General features: G+C 71.2%; 26 protein-coding genes and 1 pseudogene. 6 read left to right on the forward strand and 21 right to left on the reverse strand.

What is annotated here, in order from left to right; all coding sequences use genetic code 11:
- Nucleotides 1-2 precede the first annotated feature (2 nt).
- From ACWEOE_RS37140 to hrcA, 17 genes are all read right to left on the reverse strand, one after another.
- Entirely contained in the window at nt 3-770 is a 768-nt protein-coding gene (locus tag ACWEOE_RS37140; RefSeq protein WP_452017666.1) for a TIGR03943 family putative permease subunit, read from the reverse strand.
- A complete protein-coding gene (locus ACWEOE_RS37145) occupies nt 767-1786 on the reverse strand; it encodes a permease (RefSeq protein WP_452017668.1) in 1020 nt (339 codons plus the stop codon). The genes ACWEOE_RS37140 and ACWEOE_RS37145 overlap by 4 nt, the downstream gene beginning before the upstream one ends.
- A gap of 123 nt (nt 1787-1909) precedes the next feature.
- Nucleotides 1910-2326: a hypothetical protein gene (locus ACWEOE_RS37150; protein WP_452017670.1), complete on the reverse strand. Its 417-nt coding sequence runs from the start codon at nt 2324-2326 to the stop codon at nt 1910-1912.
- Nucleotides 2323-3159, reverse strand: coding sequence for an isoprenyl transferase (locus ACWEOE_RS37155; protein WP_452017672.1), 837 nt, complete (start codon nt 3157-3159; stop codon nt 2323-2325). Before ACWEOE_RS37155 ends, ACWEOE_RS37150 begins: the two co-directional genes overlap by 4 nt.
- A 43-nt stretch (nt 3160-3202) precedes the next feature.
- A complete protein-coding gene (recO, locus tag ACWEOE_RS37160) occupies nt 3203-3964 on the reverse strand; it encodes a DNA repair protein RecO (protein ID WP_452017674.1) in 762 nt (253 codons plus the stop codon).
- An 82-nt stretch (nt 3965-4046) separates the two neighbouring features.
- Nucleotides 4047-5168, reverse strand: a complete 1122-nt coding sequence (locus ACWEOE_RS37165) for an RDD family protein (RefSeq protein WP_452017676.1) — start codon at nt 5166-5168, stop codon at nt 4047-4049.
- A gap of 151 nt (nt 5169-5319) precedes the next feature.
- Nucleotides 5320-5769 carry a DUF2752 domain-containing protein gene (locus tag ACWEOE_RS37170; RefSeq protein ID WP_452017678.1) on the reverse strand — a complete coding sequence of 150 codons (450 nt, stop codon included), beginning with the start codon at nt 5767-5769 and terminating at the stop codon, nt 5320-5322.
- On the reverse strand, nt 5766-6125 hold the full coding sequence (locus tag ACWEOE_RS37175) for a CD225/dispanin family protein (protein WP_452017680.1): 360 nt from the start codon (nt 6123-6125) through the stop codon (nt 5766-5768). The genes ACWEOE_RS37170 and ACWEOE_RS37175 overlap by 4 nt, the downstream gene beginning before the upstream one ends.
- A gap of 210 nt (nt 6126-6335) precedes the next feature.
- A complete protein-coding gene (gene era, locus ACWEOE_RS37180; protein WP_452017682.1) occupies nt 6336-7235 on the reverse strand; it encodes a GTPase Era in 900 nt (299 codons plus the stop codon).
- Nucleotides 7235-7570, reverse strand: coding sequence for a cytidine deaminase (locus tag ACWEOE_RS37185; RefSeq protein ID WP_452017684.1), 336 nt, complete (start codon nt 7568-7570; stop codon nt 7235-7237). The genes era and ACWEOE_RS37185 overlap by 1 nt, the downstream gene beginning before the upstream one ends.
- Complete coding sequence (locus tag ACWEOE_RS37190) at nt 7563-8912, reverse strand: CNNM domain-containing protein (RefSeq protein ID WP_452017686.1); 1350 nt, start codon at nt 8910-8912, stop codon at nt 7563-7565. Before ACWEOE_RS37190 ends, ACWEOE_RS37185 begins: the two co-directional genes overlap by 8 nt.
- A gap of 9 nt (nt 8913-8921) precedes the next feature.
- On the reverse strand, nt 8922-9503 hold the full coding sequence (ybeY, locus tag ACWEOE_RS37195; RefSeq protein WP_452017688.1) for an rRNA maturation RNase YbeY: 582 nt from the start codon (nt 9501-9503) through the stop codon (nt 8922-8924).
- Complete coding sequence (locus ACWEOE_RS37200) at nt 9500-10576, reverse strand: PhoH family protein (protein WP_452017690.1); 1077 nt, start codon at nt 10574-10576, stop codon at nt 9500-9502. The genes ybeY and ACWEOE_RS37200 overlap by 4 nt, the downstream gene beginning before the upstream one ends.
- Before the next feature lie 91 nt (nt 10577-10667).
- Nucleotides 10668-11024 carry a histidine triad nucleotide-binding protein gene (locus ACWEOE_RS37205; RefSeq protein ID WP_452017692.1) on the reverse strand — a complete coding sequence of 119 codons (357 nt, stop codon included), beginning with the start codon at nt 11022-11024 and terminating at the stop codon, nt 10668-10670.
- Nucleotides 11025-11548: 524 nt separating this feature from the next.
- Nucleotides 11549-12301, reverse strand: a complete 753-nt coding sequence (locus tag ACWEOE_RS37210) for a 16S rRNA (uracil(1498)-N(3))-methyltransferase (protein ID WP_452017694.1) — start codon at nt 12299-12301, stop codon at nt 11549-11551.
- A gap of 3 nt (nt 12302-12304) precedes the next feature.
- Nucleotides 12305-13471 (reverse strand): molecular chaperone DnaJ, encoded by a 1167-nt coding sequence (gene dnaJ, locus ACWEOE_RS37215; RefSeq protein ID WP_452017696.1) that lies wholly within the window; start codon nt 13469-13471, stop codon nt 12305-12307.
- A 35-nt stretch (nt 13472-13506) separates the two neighbouring features.
- Nucleotides 13507-14532 (reverse strand): heat-inducible transcriptional repressor HrcA, encoded by a 1026-nt coding sequence (gene hrcA / locus ACWEOE_RS37220; RefSeq protein WP_452017698.1) that lies wholly within the window; start codon nt 14530-14532, stop codon nt 13507-13509.
- A gap of 248 nt (nt 14533-14780) precedes the next feature.
- Here hrcA and ACWEOE_RS37225 point away from each other — a divergent pair, with 248 nt between their 5' ends.
- Genes ACWEOE_RS37225 through ACWEOE_RS37240 form a run of 4 tightly spaced genes read left to right on the forward strand, consistent with a single transcriptional unit; the run spans nt 14781 to nt 17375 of the window.
- Entirely contained in the window at nt 14781-15323 is a 543-nt protein-coding gene (locus ACWEOE_RS37225; RefSeq protein WP_452017700.1) for a YbaB/EbfC family nucleoid-associated protein, read from the forward strand.
- Entirely contained in the window at nt 15323-15646 is a 324-nt protein-coding gene (locus tag ACWEOE_RS37230) for a type VII secretion target (protein WP_452017702.1), read from the forward strand. The genes ACWEOE_RS37225 and ACWEOE_RS37230 overlap by 1 nt, the downstream gene beginning before the upstream one ends.
- Nucleotides 15643-16884 (forward strand): hypothetical protein, encoded by a 1242-nt coding sequence (locus ACWEOE_RS37235; protein WP_452017704.1) that lies wholly within the window; start codon nt 15643-15645, stop codon nt 16882-16884. The genes ACWEOE_RS37230 and ACWEOE_RS37235 overlap by 4 nt, the downstream gene beginning before the upstream one ends.
- A complete protein-coding gene (locus tag ACWEOE_RS37240; RefSeq protein WP_452017706.1) occupies nt 16881-17375 on the forward strand; it encodes a hypothetical protein in 495 nt (164 codons plus the stop codon). The genes ACWEOE_RS37235 and ACWEOE_RS37240 overlap by 4 nt, the downstream gene beginning before the upstream one ends.
- Before the next feature lie 40 nt (nt 17376-17415).
- On the opposite strand, the gene ACWEOE_RS37245 is transcribed toward ACWEOE_RS37240, so the two are convergent.
- Nucleotides 17416-18282, reverse strand: a complete 867-nt coding sequence (locus ACWEOE_RS37245; protein ID WP_452017708.1) for an aldo/keto reductase — start codon at nt 18280-18282, stop codon at nt 17416-17418.
- 128 nt (nt 18283-18410) lie between these two features.
- Nucleotides 18411-19901 (reverse strand): CoA-acylating methylmalonate-semialdehyde dehydrogenase, encoded by a 1491-nt coding sequence (locus tag ACWEOE_RS37250; protein ID WP_452017710.1) that lies wholly within the window; start codon nt 19899-19901, stop codon nt 18411-18413.
- Between the two features lie 147 nt (nt 19902-20048).
- Here ACWEOE_RS37250 and ACWEOE_RS37255 point away from each other — a divergent pair, with 147 nt between their 5' ends.
- A complete protein-coding gene (locus ACWEOE_RS37255) occupies nt 20049-21686 on the forward strand; it encodes a PucR family transcriptional regulator (RefSeq protein WP_452017712.1) in 1638 nt (545 codons plus the stop codon).
- Here ACWEOE_RS37255 and ACWEOE_RS37260 read toward each other — a convergent pair.
- Both ACWEOE_RS37260 and ACWEOE_RS37265 read right to left on the reverse strand, forming a co-directional pair.
- Nucleotides 21687-22795, reverse strand: a pseudogene (locus ACWEOE_RS37260) (aminotransferase class I/II-fold pyridoxal phosphate-dependent enzyme).
- Between the two features lie 38 nt (nt 22796-22833).
- The gene (locus ACWEOE_RS37265; protein ID WP_452017714.1) at nt 22834-23001 is read right to left on the reverse strand and encodes a hypothetical protein; all 168 of its coding nucleotides are present in this window, start codon (nt 22999-23001) and stop codon (nt 22834-22836) included.
- A 247-nt stretch (nt 23002-23248) separates the two neighbouring features.
- Between ACWEOE_RS37265 and ACWEOE_RS37270 the strand changes: the two genes are divergently transcribed.
- A complete protein-coding gene (locus tag ACWEOE_RS37270; RefSeq protein ID WP_452017716.1) occupies nt 23249-23503 on the forward strand; it encodes an SSI family serine proteinase inhibitor in 255 nt (84 codons plus the stop codon).
- The last annotated feature ends 106 nt before the right edge of the window (nt 23504-23609 follow it).

Consider the following 23609-nt stretch of genomic DNA (forward strand, 5'->3'; position numbering starts at 1 on the left):
GCTCAGTACTCGTAGGGGTCCTTCGGCGCGGTGATCCGCTCGACGGTCGCGGGCACGAAATCGGGTGTGTACCCGTTGTTCTCGTTCGCTGTGCCGGGCACGACCGTGCCGGAGACCCGCAGCCACGTGTCGCTCGGGAACCGGTCGGCCGCGCCGCCCTTGAGGTGCACGGTGACGGGCGCGGCGTCCGCGGCGCAGCAGCTGATCACCAGGCGCGCCAGCAGCGTGCTGGTGCCCTCGTGGACCACGAAGCCGGTCATGCCGATCGTGCGGCCGTTCATCGTGCCGTTGGCGTCCCAGCCCGCGCGCGTGACGACCTCGTTCACCGGCAGGTCCACGACCTTCCCGGCCGGCAGCGGCGGGAACGCGGCGGCCGACGTCGTCGCGGCGCTCGGCGACACGCGTGCGGCGGAGCGCGTGACCGAGTCGGCGCCGAGCGCGGGCGGCGCCACCAGGAACACCGCGAGCACGGGCACCACGAGCAGCCAGGCCGACCGCGCCGGATGCGCGTGGCCGTGACCATGACCATGACCGTGACCGTGACCATCGTCGACCTGATCGTCCCGCGCGGCCTCCTTCGCCGCGGCCCGTGCCGCCACGAGGTCGCGAAGGATCGCGACCACACCGAGCACCAGCATCACCACGCCGCCCGCGATGATCCACGGCTGCTGCGCGGGCTTCACGTAGCGCAGGTAGTCGCCGTTGACCGCGATCTTCACCAGCGCCCCGCCGAGCAGGATCAGCAGCACGTTCTGCGTCTCGCGCCTCATCGCGCACCCCCGAGCAGCAGCGCGCCCACCACCGTGGCGCACGCGAGGGCGACCACGAACGTCACCGGCGCGAACCGCACGGCGAACGACCTGCCGAACGTGCCGGCCTGCAGGGCGAACAGCTTCACGTCGATCGCCGGGCCGACCACGAGGAACACCAGCTTCGGCAGCAGCGGCACCGCCGTCAGCGACGCGGCCACGAACGCGTCGGCCTCGCTGCACAGCGCGAGCACCACGGCCAGCACCGCCATCACGACCACGCCGAGGACGACCTGGTCCGCCAGCACCCCGAACCACTTCGCGGGCACGAGCACGTTGAGCGTCGCCGAGATCAGCGCACCCAGCACGAGGAACCCGCCGGCCTCGACCAGGTCCGTGCGCGCCGTCTCCGCGAAGACCTTCCACCGCTGCCCCGGCTCGACGTCGGGCAGCCGCCGCAGCGCGCGCTCGGTGATCCACGAGAGCTTGCCCCAGCGGGCCCAGATCCAGCCCATCACCATCGACGTCGCGAGCGACCCCAGGAACCGCGCCAGCACCATCTCCGGCCGGCCCGGGAACGCGACTGCCGTGGCCACCAGCACCACCGGGTTCACGGCGGGCGCCGCCAGCAGGAACGTGAGCGCCGCGGCCGGCGCCACCCCCTGGCCGATCAGGCGCCGCGCCACCGGCACCGACGCGCACTCGCACCCCGGCAGCGCCACGCCCGCCAGCCCCGCGACACCCACGGCCGCGCCGGCGCGCCGGGGCAGCACACGTTGCAGCACCCGCGCGGGCACGAACGCGGCGATCGCCCCGCTGATCAGCACACCCAGCACGAGGAACGGCAGCGCCTGCACGCACACGGCCACGAACACCGTGGACCCGGTGCGCAGCGCGGGCACGTCGAACAGCTCCTGCAACCGGCCCTGCGCGAGGATCGCGACGAGCAGCACCGCGCAGAGGATCTCGATCGAACTGACCCGGATCCGCCGCGCGCGTCGCTTCTCTTCGGGCGCGTTTTCGGCAACGGTTTTCACGAGGCCCGATGATGCCAGCCGGCACCGACCTGATCACACCCGGACACGGCACGAGCGGACCGCTCGGACCGGTTTCGGCCCGAATCCGCCGTTCGCCCCGCCGGGAACCGGGCGAACCGGGCGTCAGCCGAGGCCTGGCAGCTCCGTGCGCAGCTGCGACGCGGTCGAGACGACGAGCATCAGCAGCGTGCCCAGCGCCGTCGGGTCCATGCCTTCGGCCGGGAACGCATAACGAAGCGTCACGTCGACCCCGCTGTCGGTGTGCCCGACGCCGAGCGTGCCGAACAACCCCTGCCCCGCGCGTTCGGCCACGGCGACCGCGATCGCCGGGTTGTCCGGCAGGTCCCACGCGACCACGCAGGTGAGGCTCAGAACCGTGAGCCCGTCGGCCAGCCGCGTGGCCTGGATGACGCACGGGACCTCGGCGTGGCGGAAGGTGATGGCGCCGTCGTCGTCCACGTTCACGTCGAGGTAGCGCTCGAGGGCCTCGCGCGCGAGCCCGAGCAGCGCGGCCGTCTCGGCGGCCTCCGAGCCGCTCACGAAGCCTCCCCCGCCCCGCGGTCGGCCTCGGCCTGGTCGATCGCGCCGCCGAAGCGGCGGTCGCGCTTGGCGAACTCGAGGCACGCGTTCCACAGGTGCGTGCGGTCGAAGTCGGGGAAGAGCGTGTCCTGGAAGACCATCTCCGCGTACGCCGACTGCCACAACATGAAGTTCGACGTCCGCTGCTCGCCCGAGGGCCGCAGGAACAGATCGACGTCGGGCATTTCCGGCTGGTACAGGTACTTCGCGATCGTGCGCTCGTCGATCTTGTCGGCCTTGAGCTTGCCCTCGACCACGTCCTGGGCGATCCGGCGCATCGCGTCACCCAGCTCCGCACGCCCGCCGTAGTTGACGCACATCGTCATGTTCAGCGCGGTGTTGTTCTTGGTCTTCTCTTCCGCGACCTGCAGTTCCTTGATCACGCTGGCCCACAGCTTCGGCCGGCGCCCGGCCCAGCGGATGCGCACGCCGATCGAGCCCAGGTAGTCGACCTGGCGCCGGATGGTGTCGCGGTTGAAGCCCATGAGGAAGCGCACCTCTTCGGGGCTGCGCTTCCAGTTCTCGGTGGAGAACGCGTAGACCGAAAGCCATTTCACGCCCAGCTCGACGGCGCCGCTCGCGACGTCGATCATCACGGCCTCGCCGCGCTTGTGGCCCTCGATGCGCGGCAGGCCGCGCTGGTTGGCCCAGCGGCCGTTGCCGTCCATGACCAGCGCCACGTGCTTCGGCACCAGTTCCTTCGGGATCTCCGGCGGCTTGGCTCCCGACGGGTGCGGATCCGGTGCCCGCAGCTCGTACCCCGACGCCCGGACCTCGCGTCCCCTGCGCAGCACTTCACGCCTCCTGGAAGAGTGAAAATCTCGTACGCGCAAGACCCTACTTGCCCGGCGCGGCGACCTCCCGGGCACGCCGCTCGACCAGCGGCAGCGAGCGCAGCTGGCGTTCGAGGTGCCACTGCAGGTGGGCCGCGACCAGGCCCGACGCGTCCCGCCGGGTCACTCCGTGCGAGGCCTCCGCCACCGGCCATTCGCCGTGCAGCAGGGCCTCGAGCAGGGTGAGCACCTCCGGCGCGGGGTGCACGGACCCCGCGATGCGGCAGTCCGGGCACATCGACCCGCCGGCGGCGACGTTGAACGCGGCGTGCGGGCCGGGCAGGCCGCAGCGAGCGCACTCGGTGATGGCGGGCGCCCAGCCGGCGTAGGCCATGGCCCGCAGGAAAAAGGCGTCGAGGACCAGCGACGCGTCCCGCTCACCCGCCGCGAGCGCCCGCAACGCGCCCACGACCAGCAGGTACAGCTTCAGCACCGGCTCGCCCTCTTCGGCCGAGAGCCGGTCGGCCGTCTCGGCGATGGCGCTGGCCGCGGTGTAGCGCTGGTAGTCGGCGACCAGCGGCAGCGCGAACGCGTCCACGGTCTCCACCTGGGTGATCACGTCGAGCGTGCGGCCGGTGTAGAACTGCACGTCGACGTGGCCGAACGGCTCCAGCCGCGCCCCGAACCGCGACGAGGTGCGGCGCACGCCCTTGGCCACGGCACGGACCTTGCCGTGGCGGCGGGTCAGCAGGGTGACGATCCGGTCGGCCTCACCTAGCTTGTGCGTGCGCAGCACCACTCCGGTGTCGCGGTAGAGGTTCACCACCCCGACATCGTCCCACCTTCGGGCGGTGCCGGGGCGGAGACACCCTGGTTCGAGCGGTGGTGGCCGCCACTCTGCCGGCGAGTCAGCGCTGCGGCGGCGGGAGCTGGCCCGGCTGGATCTTCTGCGTCGCCTCGGGTTCGGCGGGCGTGCTCGGCTGCGGCGCACCCGGCTTCAGCATCTGTGTGGGCTCGGCCTGCTCGAACGCGGTGGCGCCCGGCGATTCGGCGGCCGGCTGGGCGAAACCGCCGCTGACCGGGGCTGCCTGGCCGAAGCCACCGTTGGCCGGGGCCGGCCGGCCGAACCCGCCGTTGCCCGGGGTCACCGGCTGGCCGAAGCCACCCGAGGGCTGCTGGCCCGGCTGGCCGAAACCGCCCGGGTGCGGCTGGCCCGGCTGCATCGGCTGCACCGGCTGGCCGAAGCCGCCGGGAGCCTGCTGACCGAACCCGGGCTGGGCGCCGAACCCGGCCGGCTGCTGACCGAACCCGCTCGGCTGAGGGCCGGCGGGCGGGAAGCCGCCACCGAAGGGCTGCTGCTGACCGAAGCCCGGCTGCCCGGGCTGTCCGCCGGGTGCGGCGTCCACGGGCACGACGATCGTGCCGACGATCTTGTCCGAGAACGTCTGCGCCTTCTCGTCCCACAGCGGCCACAGATAGCCGATCGAGCACGTGATGCCGTCGACGAAGTGCGCGAGATCGCGCAGGAACGCCATGCCGGCGCCGATGGGCTGCCCGGTGGCCTCGTTGACGAGCTTGATGCCGACCACGCGCTTGCCGAGCGACTGCCCGGTGTTCCCGGCCGTGATCCAGCGGTTGTAGATCTGCCAGCCGATGAACCCGAGGATCACCAGGCCGTAGAGGATCCCCGCGACGGTCCACGACGCGATCCCGACCAGCGCGGCGATGATGATGCCGGCGACGTACGGACCGATGTCGATCAGGTACGCCAGTGCGCGCTGGCCCCAGTTCGCGTACCTCCCGCCGCCCGGCGGGCCGTACGGGTTCGGCGCGCCGTAGCCCGGCTGCCCGAACCCGGGCTGGGCGCCGAACCCCGGTGGCTGCTGGCCGAACCCCGGCTGGCCGAACCCGGGCTGCTGGCCGAAACCGCCGGGCTGCTGGGGGAACCCGCCCGTGGGCGGCTGCTGGCCGAAGCCGCCGGTATGTCCGAAGGGTGGCTGTCCCTGCGGCTGCCCGTAGGGATCGGTCATCGGGTGCTCCCCCTCGTCGTGGTGGCCCGCGTGCGACGGACACGCGAGAACCGGCCGAGTCCAACGTGGACAGGCCGGTGCGCGGGAGCGTACCGGGTCACCCCGCGCCGCGCCCGAGCGGGCGTGAAGACCCTTCCGGGAAAAGGGAAACTCAGACCGACAAGCCGGTGAACGGCGCGAAGGGCAGGTTGCGCACCACGAACCAGACGGCGAACACCACCGCCACCACGAGCGGCGTGCGCCGCCAGTGCAGCCACGACCGCACCGCCCGCCCGCGCAGCCGCCCGACCGTCCACGCGACGCCGCTCCACGCGAACAGCACCACGAAAACCAGCGCCACCGCGTTGTAGTGCACCGCGCCGGCGAGGTCGCCGTGCATCAGGCTGTAGGCCATCCGCATGCCACCGCAGCCGGGACAGTCGATGCCGAACAGGAACTTGGTCGGGCACACCGGCAAGGGGCCGCCCGGCGTCGTCGGATCACCGAGCCACACGGCCGCACAGCACACGCCGAGCGCCCCCACCGCGGCCGCCGGGCCCGACAACGCGCGGGCCGTGGCCCGCAGGCCCCGCGCCGGGAGTCCTGTGTAGACGGTGCTCACGACGGCCACACCCCGGCCGAGGGGCCCGCGATCAGGAGCACGAACAACACCACCAGGAAGTACGCCGCGAGCCCGATCGGGATCGCCGGCGCCGACCACATCGCCCACTTGCCCGCCAGGCTCGCGGCGCGCTGCGCCTCGGCGAAGCGGCCCTGGTACCACAGCGAGTCGACCTCGGCGGCCTTCACGATCGAGACGATCCCGAGCGGCAGGCAGCGGAAGATCGTGGTGAGGATCCCCCACACGAGCCGGTTGTCCGGCGGTGGCGGGTACACCGGCTGCGGGACGCCGTAGTAGTACGGGCCGCCCGGCGGCGGCGGGTACTGCCCGCCCGGGGGCGGGTACGGGCCGGTCATCGTGTCTCCCTGGGGTCGCGTCGCTCGGTGTCGACGCTACCGCCGCGAGCGGACCAGCGTCCCGGCGGCCGGGAACCCCGGACCGCGGTGGGTCGTCGGGGCCAGGAGCGACAGCACGACCGGCGCGCGGGCGAGCAAGCCCCGCGGTCTGCGCACCCGGGCCGGCACCGCCCGGCGTCGTCGCAACGGCGGTCGCTGGACGGCCGCCGGTCAAAAGCCGAGGCGGCGCAGCTGCTTCGGGTCGCGCTGCCAGTCCTTGGCGACCTTGATGTGCAGGTCGAGGTAGACCTTCGAGCCCAGCAGACCCTCGATCTGCCTGCGCGCCGTGGCGCCGACCTCCCGCAGCCGCTCGCCCTTGTGCCCGAGGATGATGCCCTTCTGGCTGGGACGCTCGACGTAGAGGAACGCGTGGACGTCCACGAGGTCGTCGCGGCCTTCGCGCGGCAGCATCTCCTCCACGGTCACCGCGATGGAGTGCGGCAGCTCGTCGCGCACGCCCTCCAGCGCGGCCTCGCGGATCAGCTCGGCCACGAGCGTCATCTCGGGTTCGTCGGTGAGCTCACCGCCCGGGTAGAGCTGCGGGCCCTCCGGCAGCCGCGCCACGAGCAGGTCGGCCACGGTCTGCACCTGGAAACCGTCCACAGCGGACACCGGCACGAGGTCGGCGAACTCCATCACGCCCTGCAGGGCCAGCAGCTGCTCGGCCACCTGCTCGGGCTTCACCAGGTCGGTCTTGGTGACCACGCCGATCACCGGGGTGCGGCGCGCGATCTTCGTGAGCTCCGCGGCGATGAACTTGTCGCCGGGGCCGATCTTCTCGTTGGCCGGCACGCAGAACCCGACCACGTCCACTTCGGACCACGTCTCGTGCACCACGTCGTTGAGCCGCTGCCCGAGCAGCGTGCGCGGGCGGTGCAGGCCGGGTGTGTCGATGATGACCAGCTGCGCGTCCTCGCGGTGCACGATGCCGCGGATGGCGTGCCGGGTCGTCTGCGGCTTGCTGGAGGTGATGGCGACCTTCGAGCCCACGAGCGCGTTGGTCAGCGTCGACTTGCCGGCGTTGGGCCGGCCGACGAAGCAGGCGAAGCCGGAGCGGTGCGCGTCGGCCATCAGCGCAGCACCTCGACGACTTCACCCTTCGGATCGGCCAGGACGATCGGCGCGGTCTTCGCGATGTCCCGCACGGCGTGCACCGAGGCCTCCTTGATCAGCGCGTCGGCACTCACCACCACGGCGGCCTCGAGCCCTTCGGCGCCGCTCGCGAGCGCGGCGGCCACGGCGGCCTGCACGGCCGTGAGCTTGAACGACGGCTGGTCCACGGTCACCGCGGCATACGTCCGGCCGTCGGTGTCGCGCACGGCCGCGCCCTCCTCGGCGCCGACGCGGGCGCGTGCCGACCGGGCCAGCGTGACGAGCTTCTGGTCCTCGGCCTCGAGGTCAGGCATGTTCGACTCTCCTGTCGCGTTCTTCGGGCTGGGGCACCCGCGTGCGCCGGCGCGTGCCGGACTCGGTCACGGCGTCGGCATCGGCCGGGTGGACGACGACCGACGTGATCCGCATGCGGCCACGGCGGTCCTTGCCCCCCTCGGCGAACAGCCGAAGGCCGGCGACCTCGGCTTCGGCCCCCGGAAGAGGGACCCTACCCAGTCGTTGGGCGAGCAGGCCGCCCACGGTCTCCACGTCGTGGTCGTCGAGGTCGAGCCCGAACAGCTCGCCGAGGTCGTCGACGCTCAGCCGCGACGACACGCGCACCGCGCCGCCTTCGAGCTCCTCGACGTCGGGGCGCTCGTCGGTGTCGGACTCGTCGGTGATCTCGCCGACGATCTCCTCCAGCACGTCCTCGATGGTCAGCAGGCCCGCGGTGCCGCCGTACTCGTCGACCGCGATCGCCATGTGGTTGTGGGTGAGCTGCATTTCCTTGAGCAGGTCGTCGAGCCGCTTCGAGTCGGGCACGAAGCTCGCCGGGTTCATCACCTGGTCCACGACCGTGCTCGGCCCGTCCGGGTCCATGTACGCCGGCATGAGGTCCTTGATGTTGACCACGCCGACGATGTCGTCCACGGACTCGTCGATCACCGGCACGCGGGTGAACCCGGTGCGCAGTGCCAGCGCGAGCGCCTGGCGCACGGTCTTGGTGCGCTCGATCCACACGATCTCCGTGCGCGGCACCATCACCTCGCGCGCCACCGTGTCGCCCAGCTCGAACACCGAGTGGATCATCTCGCGCTCGGAGTCCTCGACCACGCCGCGTTCCTGCGCGAGGTCGACGAGCTCCCGCAGCTCGACCTCCGAGGTGAACGGGCCCTCGCGGAAGCCCTGGCCGGGGGTGATCGCGTTACCGATCACGATCAGCAGCCGCGACAGCGGGCCGAGGATCGACCCGAGCACGCGCACGGGCCCGGCGACGATCATGCCGACGCGGTACGGGTGCTGGCGGCCGATGGTGCGCGGACCAACGCCGATGAGCACGTAGCTCACCACCACCATCACCACAGCGGAGGTGAGCACGGCGAGCCACAGCTTGCCGAACCAGGCGAGGAACGAGACGGTGACCAGCACCGTGGCCGTGAGCTCGCAGCCGAGGCGCAGCAGCAGGAGCAGGTTGATGTGGCGGCGACGTTCGGCGACGACGGCGGCGAGCTGGCGCGCACCGGCCCGGCCGATGCGCACGAGCCCTTCGGTGCGGGCCTGCGAAACGGTGCTGACGGCCGCGTCGGCGGCCGCGAACACCCCGGCCAGCAGCACGAGCGCCACCGCGACGACGAGCTGTGCCGTGGGACTGCCCATGATCGCTGCCTAGGGGGTTTCCTCGACCGGGTTCGGCGCGGTCGAGGTCACCGGCTTGACCGGCGTGTCCAGGCCCGCGATGCCGAGCACGCGGTCGTCGGCGTTGCGCTGCGCGTTCTTGCGGTTCAGCTCGGCCACGGCCGACTGGAACTCGGTGAGGATGCGCTTCTGCAGACCGAACATCTCGCGCTCTTCGGCCGGCTCGGCGTGGTCGTAGCCGAGCAGGTGCAGCACGCCGTGGACGGTGAGCAGGTGCAGCTCGTCGATCAGCGCGTGGCCCGCGGTCTTCGCCTGGTCCTTGGCGAACGCCGGGCACAGCACGATGTCACCGAGCAGCGCCGGCGACGCGTCGGGCGCGTCGGGGCGGCGCGACGAGTCGAGCTCGTCCATCGGGAAGGCCATCACGTCGGTGGGCCCGGGCAGGTCCATCCAGCGTTCGTGCAGGTCTTCCATCACTTCGAGCGTGACGCAGAGGATGGACAGCTCGGCGAGCGGGCTGACCTCCATCTTGTCCAGCGCGTACCGCGCGGCCGACACGATCGACGCCTCGTCGACGTCGACGCCCGACTCGTTGGCGATCTCGATGCTCATCGGCGGTTGCCCTTCCAGCCGCCCTGCTGTTGTTCCTGCGCGTCCTGCACCGCCTGCCACTTCTCGTACGCGTCGACGATGTCGCCGACGAGGCGGTGCCGCACCACGTCCTGGCTGGTCAGCTCGGCGAAGTGCAGGTCGTTGACCCCGTCGAGGATGTCACGGACCACCCGCAGGCCGCTCTTCTGGCCGTTGGGCAGGTCGACCTGCGTGATGTCGCCGGTGACCACGATCTTCGACTGGAAGCCGAGGCGGGTGAGGAACATCTTCATCTGCTCGGGCGTGGTGTTCTGGGCCTCGTCCAGGATGATGAAGGCGTCGTTGAGCGTGCGCCCGCGCATGTAGGCCAGCGGCGCGATCTCGATCGTGCCGGCCTGCATGAGGCGCGGGATCGAGTCGGGTTCGACCATGTCGTGCAGCGCGTCGTAGAGGGGGCGCAGGTACGGGTCGATCTTCTCGTTGAGCGTGCCCGGCAGGTAGCCGAGCCGCTCGCCCGCCTCGACGGCCGGGCGCGTGAGCACGATCCGGGTGACCTGCTTGGCCTGCAGCGCCTGCACGGCCTTCGCCATGGCGAGGTACGTCTTGCCGGTACCGGCGGGGCCGATGCCGAAGACGATGGTGTGCTTGTCGATGGCGTCGACGTAGCGCTTCTGGTTGAGCGTCTTGGGCCGGATCGTCTTGCCGCGGCGGGAGACGATGTTGAGGCTCAGGACCTCCGCCGGCGACGCGTCGCCCGAGGACAGCATGCCGATGGTGCGGCGCACGGTGTCGGGGCCGACCTGCTGACCGCCGGTGGCGAGCTGCACCAGGTCGGTGAAGACGCGTTCGGCGAACGCCACGTCGGCGGGCGCGCCGGTGAGGGTCACTTCGTTGCCGCGCACGTGCACGTCGGCGGCGAGGAGCTCCTCGGCCACGCGGAGGTTTTCGTCACGCGAGCCGAGCAGGCTCAGCACGGCGGCTTCGGGGATGGGGAAGCGGGACTGGGCCACGGGGGCCGCGTCCTCGTTCTTCGACTGCGCTGCCTTGCCGGCGGCGTCGGGACGGGCGGCTCCACCCTGTGCGGTTCCGGCCACGTGGCCTCTGGCCTGCTTTCTGCTGCTTCGCCTACGTACTTCTGACTGCTGTCGATGCTACTGGTTCGCCGGTCCCCGACGCAGGTCGGTTTCAGGCGTGGCGCCCGAACAGCCCGAGCTGCTCGCCGCCCAGCACGTGGGCGTGGACGTGGAACACCGTCTGCCCCGCGTCGCCGTCGGTGTTGAACACCACGCGGTACCCGGACTCGGTGATGCCTTCGAGCTCCGCCACCTTTCGCGCGCTGAGCACCACCGCGCTCAGCAGCTCGGGGTCCGCCGCGGCCAGCTCGCCCACGTTGCGGTAGCGCTTCTTCGGCACCACCAGCACGTGCACCCGGGCCTGCGGATTGATGTCCCGGAACGCGAACGTCCGGTCGTCCTCGTACACGACGTCCGCCGGAATCTCCCCCGCGATGATCCGCTCGAACAACGTCTCCGCATCACTCATGCGCCACACCCTACAAACAACGACGCACCACCGGAGATCGCCACCACCCGGACGCCCACCCGCACCTAGGGCGCCCACCACACCGTGGGCTTCACCCGGGCGCCCACCGCACTTAGGGGCCCCACCGCACCGTGGCGGCTCTCGAGAAGATGTCCACCCCCACCGCGCGCCCACCGCACCGTGGGGCCTCCGGGGGCTCGGCCCCCGGGCAACACGCGTCTCTTCGGACGGCGAAGGAGATCCGAAGGATCTACGACGACAGCCGACGGCGAAGAGACGCCGCGGGGGGCGGTGGACCCTGGGGGTCGGCCCACCGCGCCTCCGCGGCTCCGCCGGACCGAGGGGGGAGGTGCCCGGCGGGGTTCTTTCGGGTAGCGCGCATCAGGGTTACCCACCCAGTGGCGCGCTCAAACGTCTTTGTGCTCAACGTCCTGGTGTTGCGCGTTCGTGACGAGCGTAGCTGCTCGGAGTGTGATCGCGCCATGACTCGCCGCAAAAAGGGGCCGCATTCGTGCCCTCGCCGGCTACCTCCACCGTCCCGTCAGGACACCCAGTGCGCCCAGTGCAACGGCGGCCGCCGTGGAGGTGCGCAGCACAGTCGGTCCGAGGCGGACGGTGGTGGCGCCAGCGGCTTCGAGGGTGCTCAGTTCTTCGTCGGTGATGCCGCCTTCGGGGCCGACGACGAGGAGGATGTCGCCGGTGTCGGGAAGTCCGACGTCGGTGAGCCGGCTGGTCACCCCGGACTCCAGCACGAGCGTGCGCGACATCGTGGCGGCCAGCTGGGCGAGCTCTCGGGTGCCGACGGGTTCGGTGACGTCGGGCACGTGCGCGCGGCGGGCCTGTTTGGCCGCGGCCCGGACGGTGGCGCGCCAGCGCCCGAGTGCCTTGTCGCCGCGTCCGCCGTCGTCCCACTTCGCGACGCTGCGCGCCGCGCGCCAGGGCACGATCGCATCGGCGCCGGCCTCGGTGGCGAGCTCCACGGCGAGCTCACCGCGGTCGCCCTTGGCCAGGGCCTGCGCGACGACCACGCGCAGCGCCGGCGGCTCCTCGTCCCAGCGTTCGACGACGCTCAGCGTGAGCGACGCGTCGCGCCCGGCCTGCACTGCGTCGACGACGCAGCGAGCCATGGCGCCGGCACCGTCGGAAAGCACGAGCTGCTCGCCGACCCGCAGCCGGCGCACGGTGGCGGCGTGCCGGGCTTCCTCGCCGTCGAGCACGGCCGAGCCGCGGTCGGGTACGGCGGTGGCGAGGAAGACCGGCAGCGTGGTGTCGGGCACGGGTCAGCGGTGCTTCGTGCGCAGCTTGGAGAACAGGCCGCCGTGCTTGCTGCCGTTGGCCGCCAGGGTGGGCACCTCTTCGCCGCGCTGCTGGGCCAGCTCCACGAGCAGGTCGCGCTGGGCCTCGTCGAGCTTGGTCGGCACCACCACGTCGATGTGCACGTGGAGGTCGCCGCGGCCGTCGACGCGCCCGGACGAGCGCAGCCGCGGCATCCCCTTGCCGGTGAGCACGAGTTCGGTGTTGGGCTGCGTGCCGGGTTCCACGTCGAGCTCGTAGTCGCCGTCGACGAGGGTGGTGATCGGCACGGTCGCGCCGAGCGCCGCGGTGGTCATCGGGATGCGGAAGTTGCAGTGCAGCTCGTTGCCCTCGCGGACGAACACGTCGTGGGGCAGCTCGTCGATCTCCACGTAGAGGTCGCCGGCGGGGCCGCCGCCGGGGCCGACCTCGCCCTGGCTCGAGAGCCGGATGCGCATGCCGTCGCCGACGCCCGGTGGGATCTTTGCCGTGACGTTGCGGCGCGCGCGGATGCGCCCGTCGCCACCGCACTGGCGGCACGGGTCGGGGATGACCTCGCCGAAACCGCGGCAGACCGGGCAGGGGCGGGCCGTGACGACCTGGCCGAGGAACGAGCGCTGCACCGACTGCACCTCGCCGGCGCCACCGCAGGTGTCGCAGGTCTTGGTGGTCGTGCCCTCCGCGGTACCGGCGCCGCGGCACAGGTCGCAGACCACGGCCGTGTCGACGGTGATCTCGCGGTCGGCACCCGTGGCGCACTCCTCGAGCGTGAGCGCGAGGCGGATCAGCGCGTCGGAGCCCGGCTGAACGCGGCTGCGCGGCCCGCGGCCCCGGCCGCCGCCACCACCACCGGCGGCGCCGAAGAAGGCGTCCATGATGTCGCCCAGCCCGCCGAAGCCGGCGAACGGGTCGCCGCCCCCGCCGCCGCGGGCGCCCGAGTCCATCGGGTCGCCGCCGAGGTCGACGATCTTGCGCTTCTGCGGGTCGGAGAGCACCTCGTAGGCGGTGGTCACCTCGCCGAACTTGTGCTGCGCGTCCTCCGACGGGTTCACGTCGGGGTGCAGCTCACGGGCCAGCTTGCGGTACGCGCGCTTGATCTCCTGATCCGACGCGTTCTTGGCCACCCCGAGGATCCCGTAGTAGTCCCTCGCCACGTTTTCTGCCTTCTCCTTCTGCTCTGCCCCGACCGTCAGCGGCCGGACAGGATCTGCCCCACGTAGTTGGCCACCGCGCGGACGGCCGCGATGGTGCCCGGGTAGTCCATCCGGGTGGGTCCGACGATGCCCATGCCTCCCAGCAGCATGTCGTCCCGGCCGTAGCCGATCGACACGACCGAGGTGCTGCGCATCTGCTCGTCTTCATTTTCCTCGCCGATGAGGACCGTGACCGCACCGGGGTTGCGGGCCGCGGCCAGCAGCTTCAGCACGACCACCTGCTCCTCGAGCGCTTCGAGGACCTGCCGCAGCGAGCCCGGGAAGTCCGCGACGTTGCGGGTCAGGTTCGCCGTGCCGCCCAGCACCAGGCGTTCCTCCGGGTGCTCGACCAGCGACTCGATCAGCACCGTACAGATGCGGGTGAGGCTGTCGCGCAGCTCGCCCGGCGCCACCTCCGGCAGCTCGGCCACGCGGGCCGCGGCTTCGGCGAGCCGGCGCCCGGCCAGCGCGCCGTTGAGCACGGTCCGCAGCCGCAGCACGCTCTCCTCGGTGAGCACGTCGCCGAGGTCGACCGTGCGCTGGTCCACGCGGCCCGAGTCGGTGATCAGCACGAGCATCAGCCGCGCCGGCGTGAGCGGCACCACTTCCAGGTGGCGCACCGCGGCGTTGGTGAGCATCGGGTACTGCACCACCGCGACCTGTCGGGTGAGCTGCGCGAGCAGCCGCACCGACCGGCGCAGCACGTCGTCGAGGTCGGTGCCCGAGTCGAGGAACGTCGTGATCGCCCGCCGCTCGGCCGCCGAGAGCGGTTTGATCTCCGAGAGCTTGTCCACGAACAGCCGGTAGCCCTTGTCCGTGGGGATCCGCCCCGCACTGGTGTGCGGCTGGGTGATGTAGCCCTCTTCCTCGAGCGCGGCCATGTCGTTGCGCACGGTCGCGCTCGACACGCCCAGGTTGTGCCGCTCGACGATGGTCTTGGACCCCACCGGCTCCTGGTTCGAGACGTAGTCGGCCACGATCGCGCGCAGCACCTCGAAGCGACGCTCGTCCGTGTTCGCCACCGGCACCTCCCTGCTTTCGACCCGCTACTCACAACGAGTTTACGGAAGCCTGAGTGCCCGGCGCTCAACCCGGCGTGTCCCGGCGCCCGGGATCACCCGGGAGCCGCCGCGGGTCGCAGGTAAAAGAATGGCAAAAGACCCTTAATGCCGATAAACCGGACAATTGAAATCTTCGCTTGCTAGGGGAACCGGCAACCGGTTTGCTGCCTCAGAAGAACGTGGTGGATCCCCGAGAGCCGAGGGTAGTTGTGGACAATAACGGGCGCGCACCCGAAATCGCCGAAATCGGACAGCGAGCCGCGGAGGCCCAGGAGCGCCTCAAGCGCGTCGCCGCCACGGCGACGAGCACCGACGGCGCCGTCACCGTGACCGTGAACACGAGCGGAGCGTTGCAGCAGCTCAGCTTCGGCCCCCGCGCCGACGAGATCAGCCGCAGCGCGCTGGCCGCGGCCGTCGTCGCCACCGCCCACCGCGCCCAGGCCCAGGCGGCCCAGCAGCTGCACGCCATCATGGCCCCGCTCATCGGCGAAAACAGCGACGCGATGAAATTCCTCGACGAGCAGATTCCGACGCCGGAAGTGCCCGAGGAAACGCCGCCGGCTCCCGCGGAAACCCGACAATTCTTCAATCGTGAGGACGACGGTGGGACGCCGCCTCCTCCGCGCCCGCCGGCACCCCCGGCCCCTCCGGCTCCGCCCGTGCGTCCTTCGCGCCCGACGCGCCCGCCCGCCGACGGCTCCGATGACGACGACTACTACAACGGCGGCTCGATCCTGGGGAGGGGCTTCTGATGGCCGGTACGCAGCAGGTGAACCTCACGGCGTTGCAGACGCACAAGGGTGAGGTGCAGGACATCGGGGCGGGTGTGAAGACAGCCGCCGAGGCCACCTCGTCCGGGCAGGCCCTCAACGACTGGGCGTTCGGCATCGTGGGGCAGGCGTTCGCCCTCCCGTTGCAGTTGTACCTGTCGTCCGCGACGGAGTTCATCGGCCAGGTCGCGTCGTGCGCCGACACCATCGCCGACAAGCTCCAGCAGGCCCACGACCACTACGACACGAACGAGCAAGGCACGAAGGACAAGGTCAACTCGTTCGGCAAGGAGCTCCCGCAATGACGGAGACCCAGGAAAACCCGCTGGTCGCGACCACGGAGCCGTCGAGTGGGCTCGTGACGCAGATGGGCACGTCGAGCAACGAGTGGGACAACCTCAATGCCCAGGGTGCGGGCGCCGGCATCCTGAGCGACGCCGCCTCGACCATCACCGATGCTCGCAACGGAGACTGGCTCAACCTGGGCATGGACGTCGCCACCGACGCGCTGGACCTGCTCGGTGTCGCGATGGACCCACTGGGTTCGCTCGCGAGTGCCGGCGTCGGCTGGCTGATCGAGCACATCAGCTTCCTGAAAGACGGGCTCGACAAACTCGCGGGCAACCCCGAAGAGATCACGGCCAAGTCGGTGACCTGGACGAACATCTCGAAGCAGCTCACCACCAGCGCCGGTCAGTACGAGCGGGCCGCAGCCAAGGTGGCTCCCGAATTCAACAGCTCCGGGGGCCAGGCCTACCAGAACATGGCCAAGGGCTACGTCGCCACGCTGCGCGGTGCCGCGGGCCAGGCCCAGGGCGCGTCCACGGCGATGAACATCGCCGGCGCTCTGGTCGGCACCGAGCGCGGCTTGATCCGCGACATGATCTCGTCCTTCGTGGGCGACTTGATAGTCAAGGCGATCGCCGCGCTCGCAGCCTCCTGGTGCACGTTCGGCGGCACGATCGCGGCCTTCATCGCCGACACCGTGGTCGAGGGAGGGATTCTCGCGGAGAAGATCAGCACCCGGATCGCTCAGGTCGTCGAGAAGCTGGACAAACTCGCCCAGAGCGCCGGCAAGGCGAAGGGCGCCATCGAAGAAGCTTCGAAGGCACTCGAGAAGCTCGGCAAGGCCGCAGGCAAGGTGTCCGACAAGAGCCTTGACGCCGCGGTGAGCCTCGAGAAGAAGGGCGGCGAGCTGAAGGACGCCGGCCACGCCGCGACGACCGCCGAACGCGCCGAGGGCTGGAAAGACGGGTTGGCGAACAAGATCCCCAAGAGTGATCGGATCAAGGACTGGGGCGAGGACTACTCGGAAGACGGCCGGAGCATGTTCAGCCCCAAGGAATGGGGCAAATCGAGCGCGGACGGCAATGTTCCGAAGTTCAGCGCGGCGGATGGCGTGGGACTGGTCACCGAGTCGCGCCGCCAGGCGAACGAGCAAACCGACCGCTACTCGGAAACCGCCGAGGCGTACGAGAAGGAGCACAAGAGCGAGTCCGAGGGTGAAAAGGCCCAAGGCAGCGGTGAGGAAAAGCCGGAGTGAGCGCCAAGAACGTCGATGCGGAGGAAGTCGCGCGCGTCAACCGGAGCGGACGGTTGCACCCGTCGCAGCGGTGGAAGGTGCTGGGCGGGCCTTTCCTGCTCGCCCTCGTCTGTCTGGTCTTCGCGGTCATCGAATTGCTCCGCGTGCCGGGCGGCCCCTCCGGTTATGTCTATGGCGGCGTCGCGATCATCGTCATCCTCGCGTTCGGTGCGTTCTGCGTCAGCAGATTGCTCTTGCTCGCCAAGGGAACCGTCACCACGTTCACCGGCTTCACCCACGACGTCGGATACGGGAAAGTGCCGGTCAAGCCCTACCCGATCCTGCTGCACGCCTCCAAGAGCCGCGGCGGCAACCCGATCCACAGCATCACCTTCGACGGCCGGACCATGCACCTCTACGGCGGCTGGTACAGGAAGTTCCAGCCCGAACACGACAACACCATCGTGCTCACGCCCAACGGCAAAGTGATCGTCAACGTGATCCCGGCGTGAACAAGGGGCGCGGCGGCATGTCACCGCGCCCCCGAAATCCTCAGCCGGCCGCAGCAGCGCTCAGCGCCGCGAACTCCTCCTCCGTCAACGAGATCTCCGCCGAAGCCACGTTGTCCTCCAGGTGCGCGACGCTGGACGTGCCCGGGATCGGCAGCATCACCGGCGAACGCTTGAGCAGCCACGCCAGCGCCAGCTGCGAAGGTGACGCACCGTGCTCCTTCGACACCTGCGAGAGCGGGCTGTCCGGCCCGGCCAGCGAACCCGTGGCGAGCGGGAACCACGGGATGAACGCGATGCCCTCGGCCGTCACGTGGTCCAGCAGCGGTTCGGCGTGGCGGTCCGCGAGGTTGAAGCGGTTCTGCACCGAGACGATCGTGGCCGTCTTCTGGGCCTCGACGAGCTCGTCGACCGAGACCTCCGACAGGCCGATGTGCCGGATCTTCCCCTCCTGCTGCAGTGCCGCGAGCTCCCCGACCTGGTCCGCGACGGGCACCTTCGGGTCGATGCGGTGCAGCTGCAGCAGGTCGATGCGCTCGAGCCCGAGGTGGCGAAGGCTCAGCTCCACCTGCTGGCGCAGGTACTCGGGCCGACCGACGGGGATCCACTGGTTCGGCCCCTGCCGCGTGAAGCCGGCCTTCGTGGCGATCACCAGGTCGTCGGCGTAGGGGTGCAGCGCCTCGCGGATGAGCAGGTCGGCCACGAACGGCCCGTACGCGTCGGCGGTGTCGATGAGGTTGACCCCCAGCTCGATGGCCCTGCGCAGCACACGCACGGCCCCCTGGGGGTCACGCGACTCGCCCCACACGCCGGGGCCGGGCAGCTGCATCGCGCCGAACCCGAGCCGCACGACGGGCAGGTCGCCGCCGATCGCGAACGTGCCGGACGACTTCGCGGGCTGTGCTGACATGGAGCGTTCTCCTTCGAAGCGAGCTGACCGTACAGCCCACTTCTACGCCCGCCCGCGCGTCCCAGCCAGCCGCCCCCGCGACCTGGCCCGGGTGAAGCACCCCGCGAAGCTTCCCCGGGCCAGGAAGATCAGGTGTTCTTCGGGAACCCGAGGTTCACGCCCGCGTGCGAGGTGTCCGGCCACCGCGAGGTGACCACCTTCGTGCGGGTGAAAAAGTGGAACCCCTCGGGCCCGTAGGCGTGGGTGTCGCCGAAGAGCGAGTCCTTCCAGCCGCCGAACGAGTAGTACCCGACCGGCACCGGGATCGGCACGTTCACGCCGACCATGCCCACCTCGACCTCGTTCTGGTAGCGCCGCGCGGCCGCGCCGTCGCCGGTGAAGATGGCCGTGCCGTTGCCGTACGGGCTCGCGTTGACCAGCCCGAGTGCCTCCTCGAAGCTCGCCGCGCGCGCCACCGACAGCACGGGGCCGAAGATCTCGTCGGTGTAGACCGACATCCCGGGGGCCACGTGGTCGAACAGCGTCGGGCCGAGCCAGAACCCGTCGCCGGGGACCTCGATACCGCGGCCGTCCATCACGAGCGAGGCGCCTTCGGCCACACCGGCGTCCACATAGGACGTCACGCGCTCGTGGTGCGCCTTCGTCACCAGCGGGCCCATCTCCGACTCCGGCTCACGGCCGTCGCCCACCCGCAGGCGCGCCATCCGCTCGGTGATCTTGGCGACGAGCTCGTCGCCGACCGGGTCGACGGCTACCACCACCGACACCGCCATGCACCGCTCCCCCGCCGACCCGAACCCGGCCGACACGGCGGCGTCGGCGGCGAGGTCGAGGTCGGCATCGGGCAGCACGACCATGTGGTTCTTCGCGCCGCCCAGCGCCTGCACGCGCTTGCCGTGGCGGGTGCCCGTCTCGTAGACGTAGCGCGCGATCGGGGTGGACCCGACGAAGGAGATCGCCTTGACCTCAGGGTGTTCCAGGAGGCCGTCCACGGCGGCCTTGTCACCGTGCAGCACGTTGAACGCGCCCGCGGGCAAGCCGGCCTCCGCCAGCAGCTCGGCGATGAACAGCGCCGCCGACGGGTCCTTTTCGCTCGGCTTGAGCACCACGGTGTTGCCGCAGGCCAGCGCGTTGGGCACGAACCACAGCGGCACCATCGCGGGGAAGTTGAACGGCGAGATCACCCCGACGACCCCGAGCGGCTGCAGGATCGAGTACACGTCCACGCCGGTGGAGGCGTTCTCGCTGAACCCGCCCTTGAGCAGCTGCGCGGCGCCGCACGCGTACTCGACGTTCTCGACGGCCCGGGCAATCTCCCCGGCCGCGTCGGACTCGACCTTGCCGTGCTCGCTCGTGATGATCTTCGCCAGCTCGTGCTTGCGTGCCGCCAGCAGCTCGCGGAACGCGAACAGCACCCGCGTGCGCCCGGCCAGCGACGTGCCGCGCCACCCCGGCAGCGCGGCCGAGGCGGCGGCCACCGCCTGGTCGACCTCGGCCTGGCCCGCGAAGTCCACCTTCGCCCGCACCTGGCCGGTCGCGGGGTCGTACACGTCGCCGGTGCGCTCGGCGGCGCCGGTGAACGGCTTGCCGTCGATCCAGTGGCTGATGCGGTCGGTCACGGCGGGGGGCTCCTCGCGTTCGGGGTCACGGCTCGCCATCGAGTCTCGGCTCGCGCGCCACGCGGACGCCATCGGCAACGTGTACGGAGTCCCGCGCGCGGCCGTACAGTCTGTGCCTGCCGGGTGTGCGGAAGAGGGGCGAAATCGATGTACCCGACGGTGTCCGAGGTACTCGCGTTGCCGGCTCTGCGCCAGGGCCGGCCGCACGTCGTGGCGGGCAGCACGGGACTCGACCGGCCGGTGCGCTGGGCGCACGTGGCCGAGGTCGCCGACATCGCCCACCTGCTGCGTGGCGGCGAGCTGGTGCTCACCACGGGCGTCGCGCTACCCGATGACGGCCCGTCGCTCGCCCGCTACGTCGGCGACCTCGCCGAGGTGGGCGTGGCCGGCGTGGTGGTGGAGCTGGTGCGGCACTGGAGCGATCGCCTGCCGAACGCCCTGGTCGAGGCCGCCGAACAGCGCGGCCTGCCGTTGATCACGCTCTCCCGCGAGACCCGCTACGTCGCGGTGACCGAAGCCGTGAACGGGCTGATCGTCGACGCCCAGGTCGCCGAGCTGCGCGCCGCCGAGCGGGTGCACGAGACGTTCACCGCCCTCACCGTCGCGGGCGCGGAGCCCGGGGTGGTGCTCGGCGAGGTGACGCGGCTGACCGAGCAGCCCGTGGTGCTGGAGACGCTGGCACACGAGGTGCTCGCCTACGACGCGGCCGGCACCGACCCCGCCGAGCTGCTCACGGGCTGGCCGGCGCGCTCGCGGGTCGTGCAGCTCGGCGAGCGCACGGGCTACCACGCGGGGGCGGGCTGGCTCGTCACCGTGGTCGGCGCGCGCGGCCACGACTGGGGCCGGCTCGTGGTCGTGTGCGCGGAGCCGCCGCCGCACCGGCACCGGGTGGTGGCCGAGCGCGCGGCGTCGGCGCTGGCCGTCCACCGGCTCGTGGCTCGCGACACCGACACGCTCGAACGGCTGGCGCACCGGGCGGTGGTCACGGAGCTGCTGGCTTCGCCGGCACCCTCGGCGGAACTGCTCGCGCGGGCTTCGGCGCTGGCCGTGCCGCTGGTCGGAAGGCGGTTGATCGGGCTGGCGGTGCGTCCGCGCATCACGGCGTCCGCGCGGCAGTCGCTGTCGACGCCGGTGCTGCTGCGCGAGCTGGCGGAGGCGACGGCGCTGGCCACGCGGCGGGCGAAGGTGTCGGCGCTCGTGTCGACGGACGAAACCTGCGTGCGGGCCCTGCTCGCGCTGTCCCCGGAAGCGCACACGGACAACGTGCTGCACCGGCTCGCGACCGACATCCACGAGGCCCGTGCGAGCGCACCCGCGGTGCTCGCGGTCGGCACCACCGTGACCGGGCCCGGCGAGGCACGGCGGACGCTGGTCGAGGCGACGCAGGTGGCCGCGGCGGCGCTGAGCGAGGACGTCGAACGGCCCGTGCACCGGCTGCGCGACGTCCGCCTGCGCGGCCTGCTGCACCTGCTGGCCGACGACGAACGCGTGACGTCGTTCGCCGCGCGCGAGCTGGGACCGCTCATTCAGCGCGACGCCGCCTCGGGCAGCCGGCTGGTGCAGGCCCTGCGGCACTACTGCGCCCACGGCGGCAACAAGTCGGCGGCCGCGGTCGCGGCCCACACCTCACGCACGGCGTACTACCAGCAGCTCGCCCGCATCGAGCAGGTTCTCGGCGTGCGGCTGGAAGACCCGGAGTCGATGTTGTCGCTCTACGTCGCCCTTCTCGCCCACGACCTCACCACCGACGCAACCCTGCCGGGGGACGAAAACCCGCCTGGGTGATCAGCCGGACACCGACGCTCCCTCGACGGACGAAAGCGCGACGAGCACCCGCTCGATCACTTCGTCGCCGACGCCGTCGGTCACCGAAATCCTCAGCTGGTGGTGCTCGGACGCGGGCGGCAACACCATGTTGACGTAAATCCCCTGGGCCGGCAGGGCCCGGTGCGCCCGCAGCACGGACTGCAGATCGGGAAACCGGACCGGGATGATCGGCGTCGAGTCGACCGGCACCAGGTGGCCCGCGGCCCGCATGCGCCTGCGCAGCACCGCCGCGGTCTTGGTCACCACCGGCTCCGCGTCGGCGGTGGCGCGGATGATCCCGAGCGCGGCCCGGGCGGCCGCCGTGCTGGCGGGATCCAGCCCGGCGGAGTAGATCACGGGTCTGGCCACGTGCCGCAGGTAGTCGATGGCCGCCGCGTCGGACAGCACCGCACCTCGGCCCCCGCCCAGCACGCCGACGCCGTGCGCGTCGTCCACCAGCAGCGTCGCGCCGAACTCGTCACACACGTCGACGAGCTCGGGAAGCGGGGCGATGTCGCCCTCCATGGAGAACACCCTTCGGTCACCACCAGCGCCGGCTCGTCGCCGCCCGCTGCCAGCCGGGCCGCCAGCACGTGCGGTGCGTTGTGCTCGAAGAAGCGCATGCGGGCGCCGGTGGTGCGGGCCAGCCGAGCGCCGTCGATCAGAGAGGCGTGCGACGCCGCGTCGAGGTGGATCTGCGTCCCGCGCAAGGCGATGCCGGAAATCGCGCCGAGGTTCGCCATGTAGCCGGTCGGGAAGACCAGAGCGCTTTCGAACCCGAGGAACTCCGCGAGTTCGCTCTCCAGCTCTTCGTGGATGCGCAAGTTGCCGTTGAGCATGCGAGAGCCCGAGGTCGCCGTGCCGAACTCTTCCACGGCTTGGCGAACGGCTTCTTTCACCGCCGGGCGGTGGCTGAGGTTGCGGTAGTTGTTGCTGCCGAGCATGCTCAGGCGCCGCCCGTTCATCGACACCTCGCCGACGTCGGGGGTCCCGGAGACCACGGGGTAGTACGGATAGGTCCCGGCTTCGCGGGCGTCGGCCACGTCGGCGTTCGCGGGGAGTCGGCGGAGGAGGAGGGGGGGGTCCATTTGGTCCTCGTTCTGCTGCGTGGGAGAAAAGGGGTGTGTCAGGCGTTGCTCGACGCAGCGCGCGCGGCCAGCCGTGCCTTGCGCGTCGCGAGTTTGTCGTCGAAGGAGTTCGCATCCGCGGCCACCGTCGCCAGGAACGCGCCGAGTTCGTCCTGAGCGCGGCTGCCTTCGGCGGTCACGCCCCCGGCCATGAGGGCAACACGCACGTCGTTCCGTCACCCGTCGGGATGGAAAAAACCTCACCCGAACGTGGAGGTGGGTGATCAGCTCCACCTGGCCGATAGCCGAAGTATGGTGTTTTCTTCCTTTGCCCCGATCGCGGCTGCCGTTCTCGGGCTCAGTAGTGTCGGGCTCAGTGGTGCTGGGCTCACTGGTGCTGGGCTCAGCGGCGTCGCGGCTCCTTCCCTGCCGGCGTCGACCCTCCAGCTGAGCCTGCACGAGACCACCGGCCGCATGAGCGCCGTCTCGCTCACCTGCGACCCGGCCGGCGGCAGCCACCCGAAGTCCGAAGCCGCGTGCGCGACCCTCACCGGCGTCGACGGCGACATCGCGCACATCAAGCCGCGCCTGCAGCGCTGCACGATGATCTACTCGCCGGTCGACGCCACCGCGCTCGGCCTGTGGCACGGCAAGCCCGTCACGTTCCACGCCACCTTCGCGAACAAGTGCGCGGCCGACGCCCAGACCGCGGGCGTGTTCGGCTTCTAGCGGCAGGTGGCCTAGTGTCCTGAGTCGTTAATTCGTTGGCAGTATGCGGCGAGGGTGTCGAGGATCTGGTCGGCGGTTTTGGTCCAGACGAAGGGTTTGGGGTCGT

The sequence above is a fragment of the Amycolatopsis sp. NPDC004368 genome, assembly GCF_053602515.1.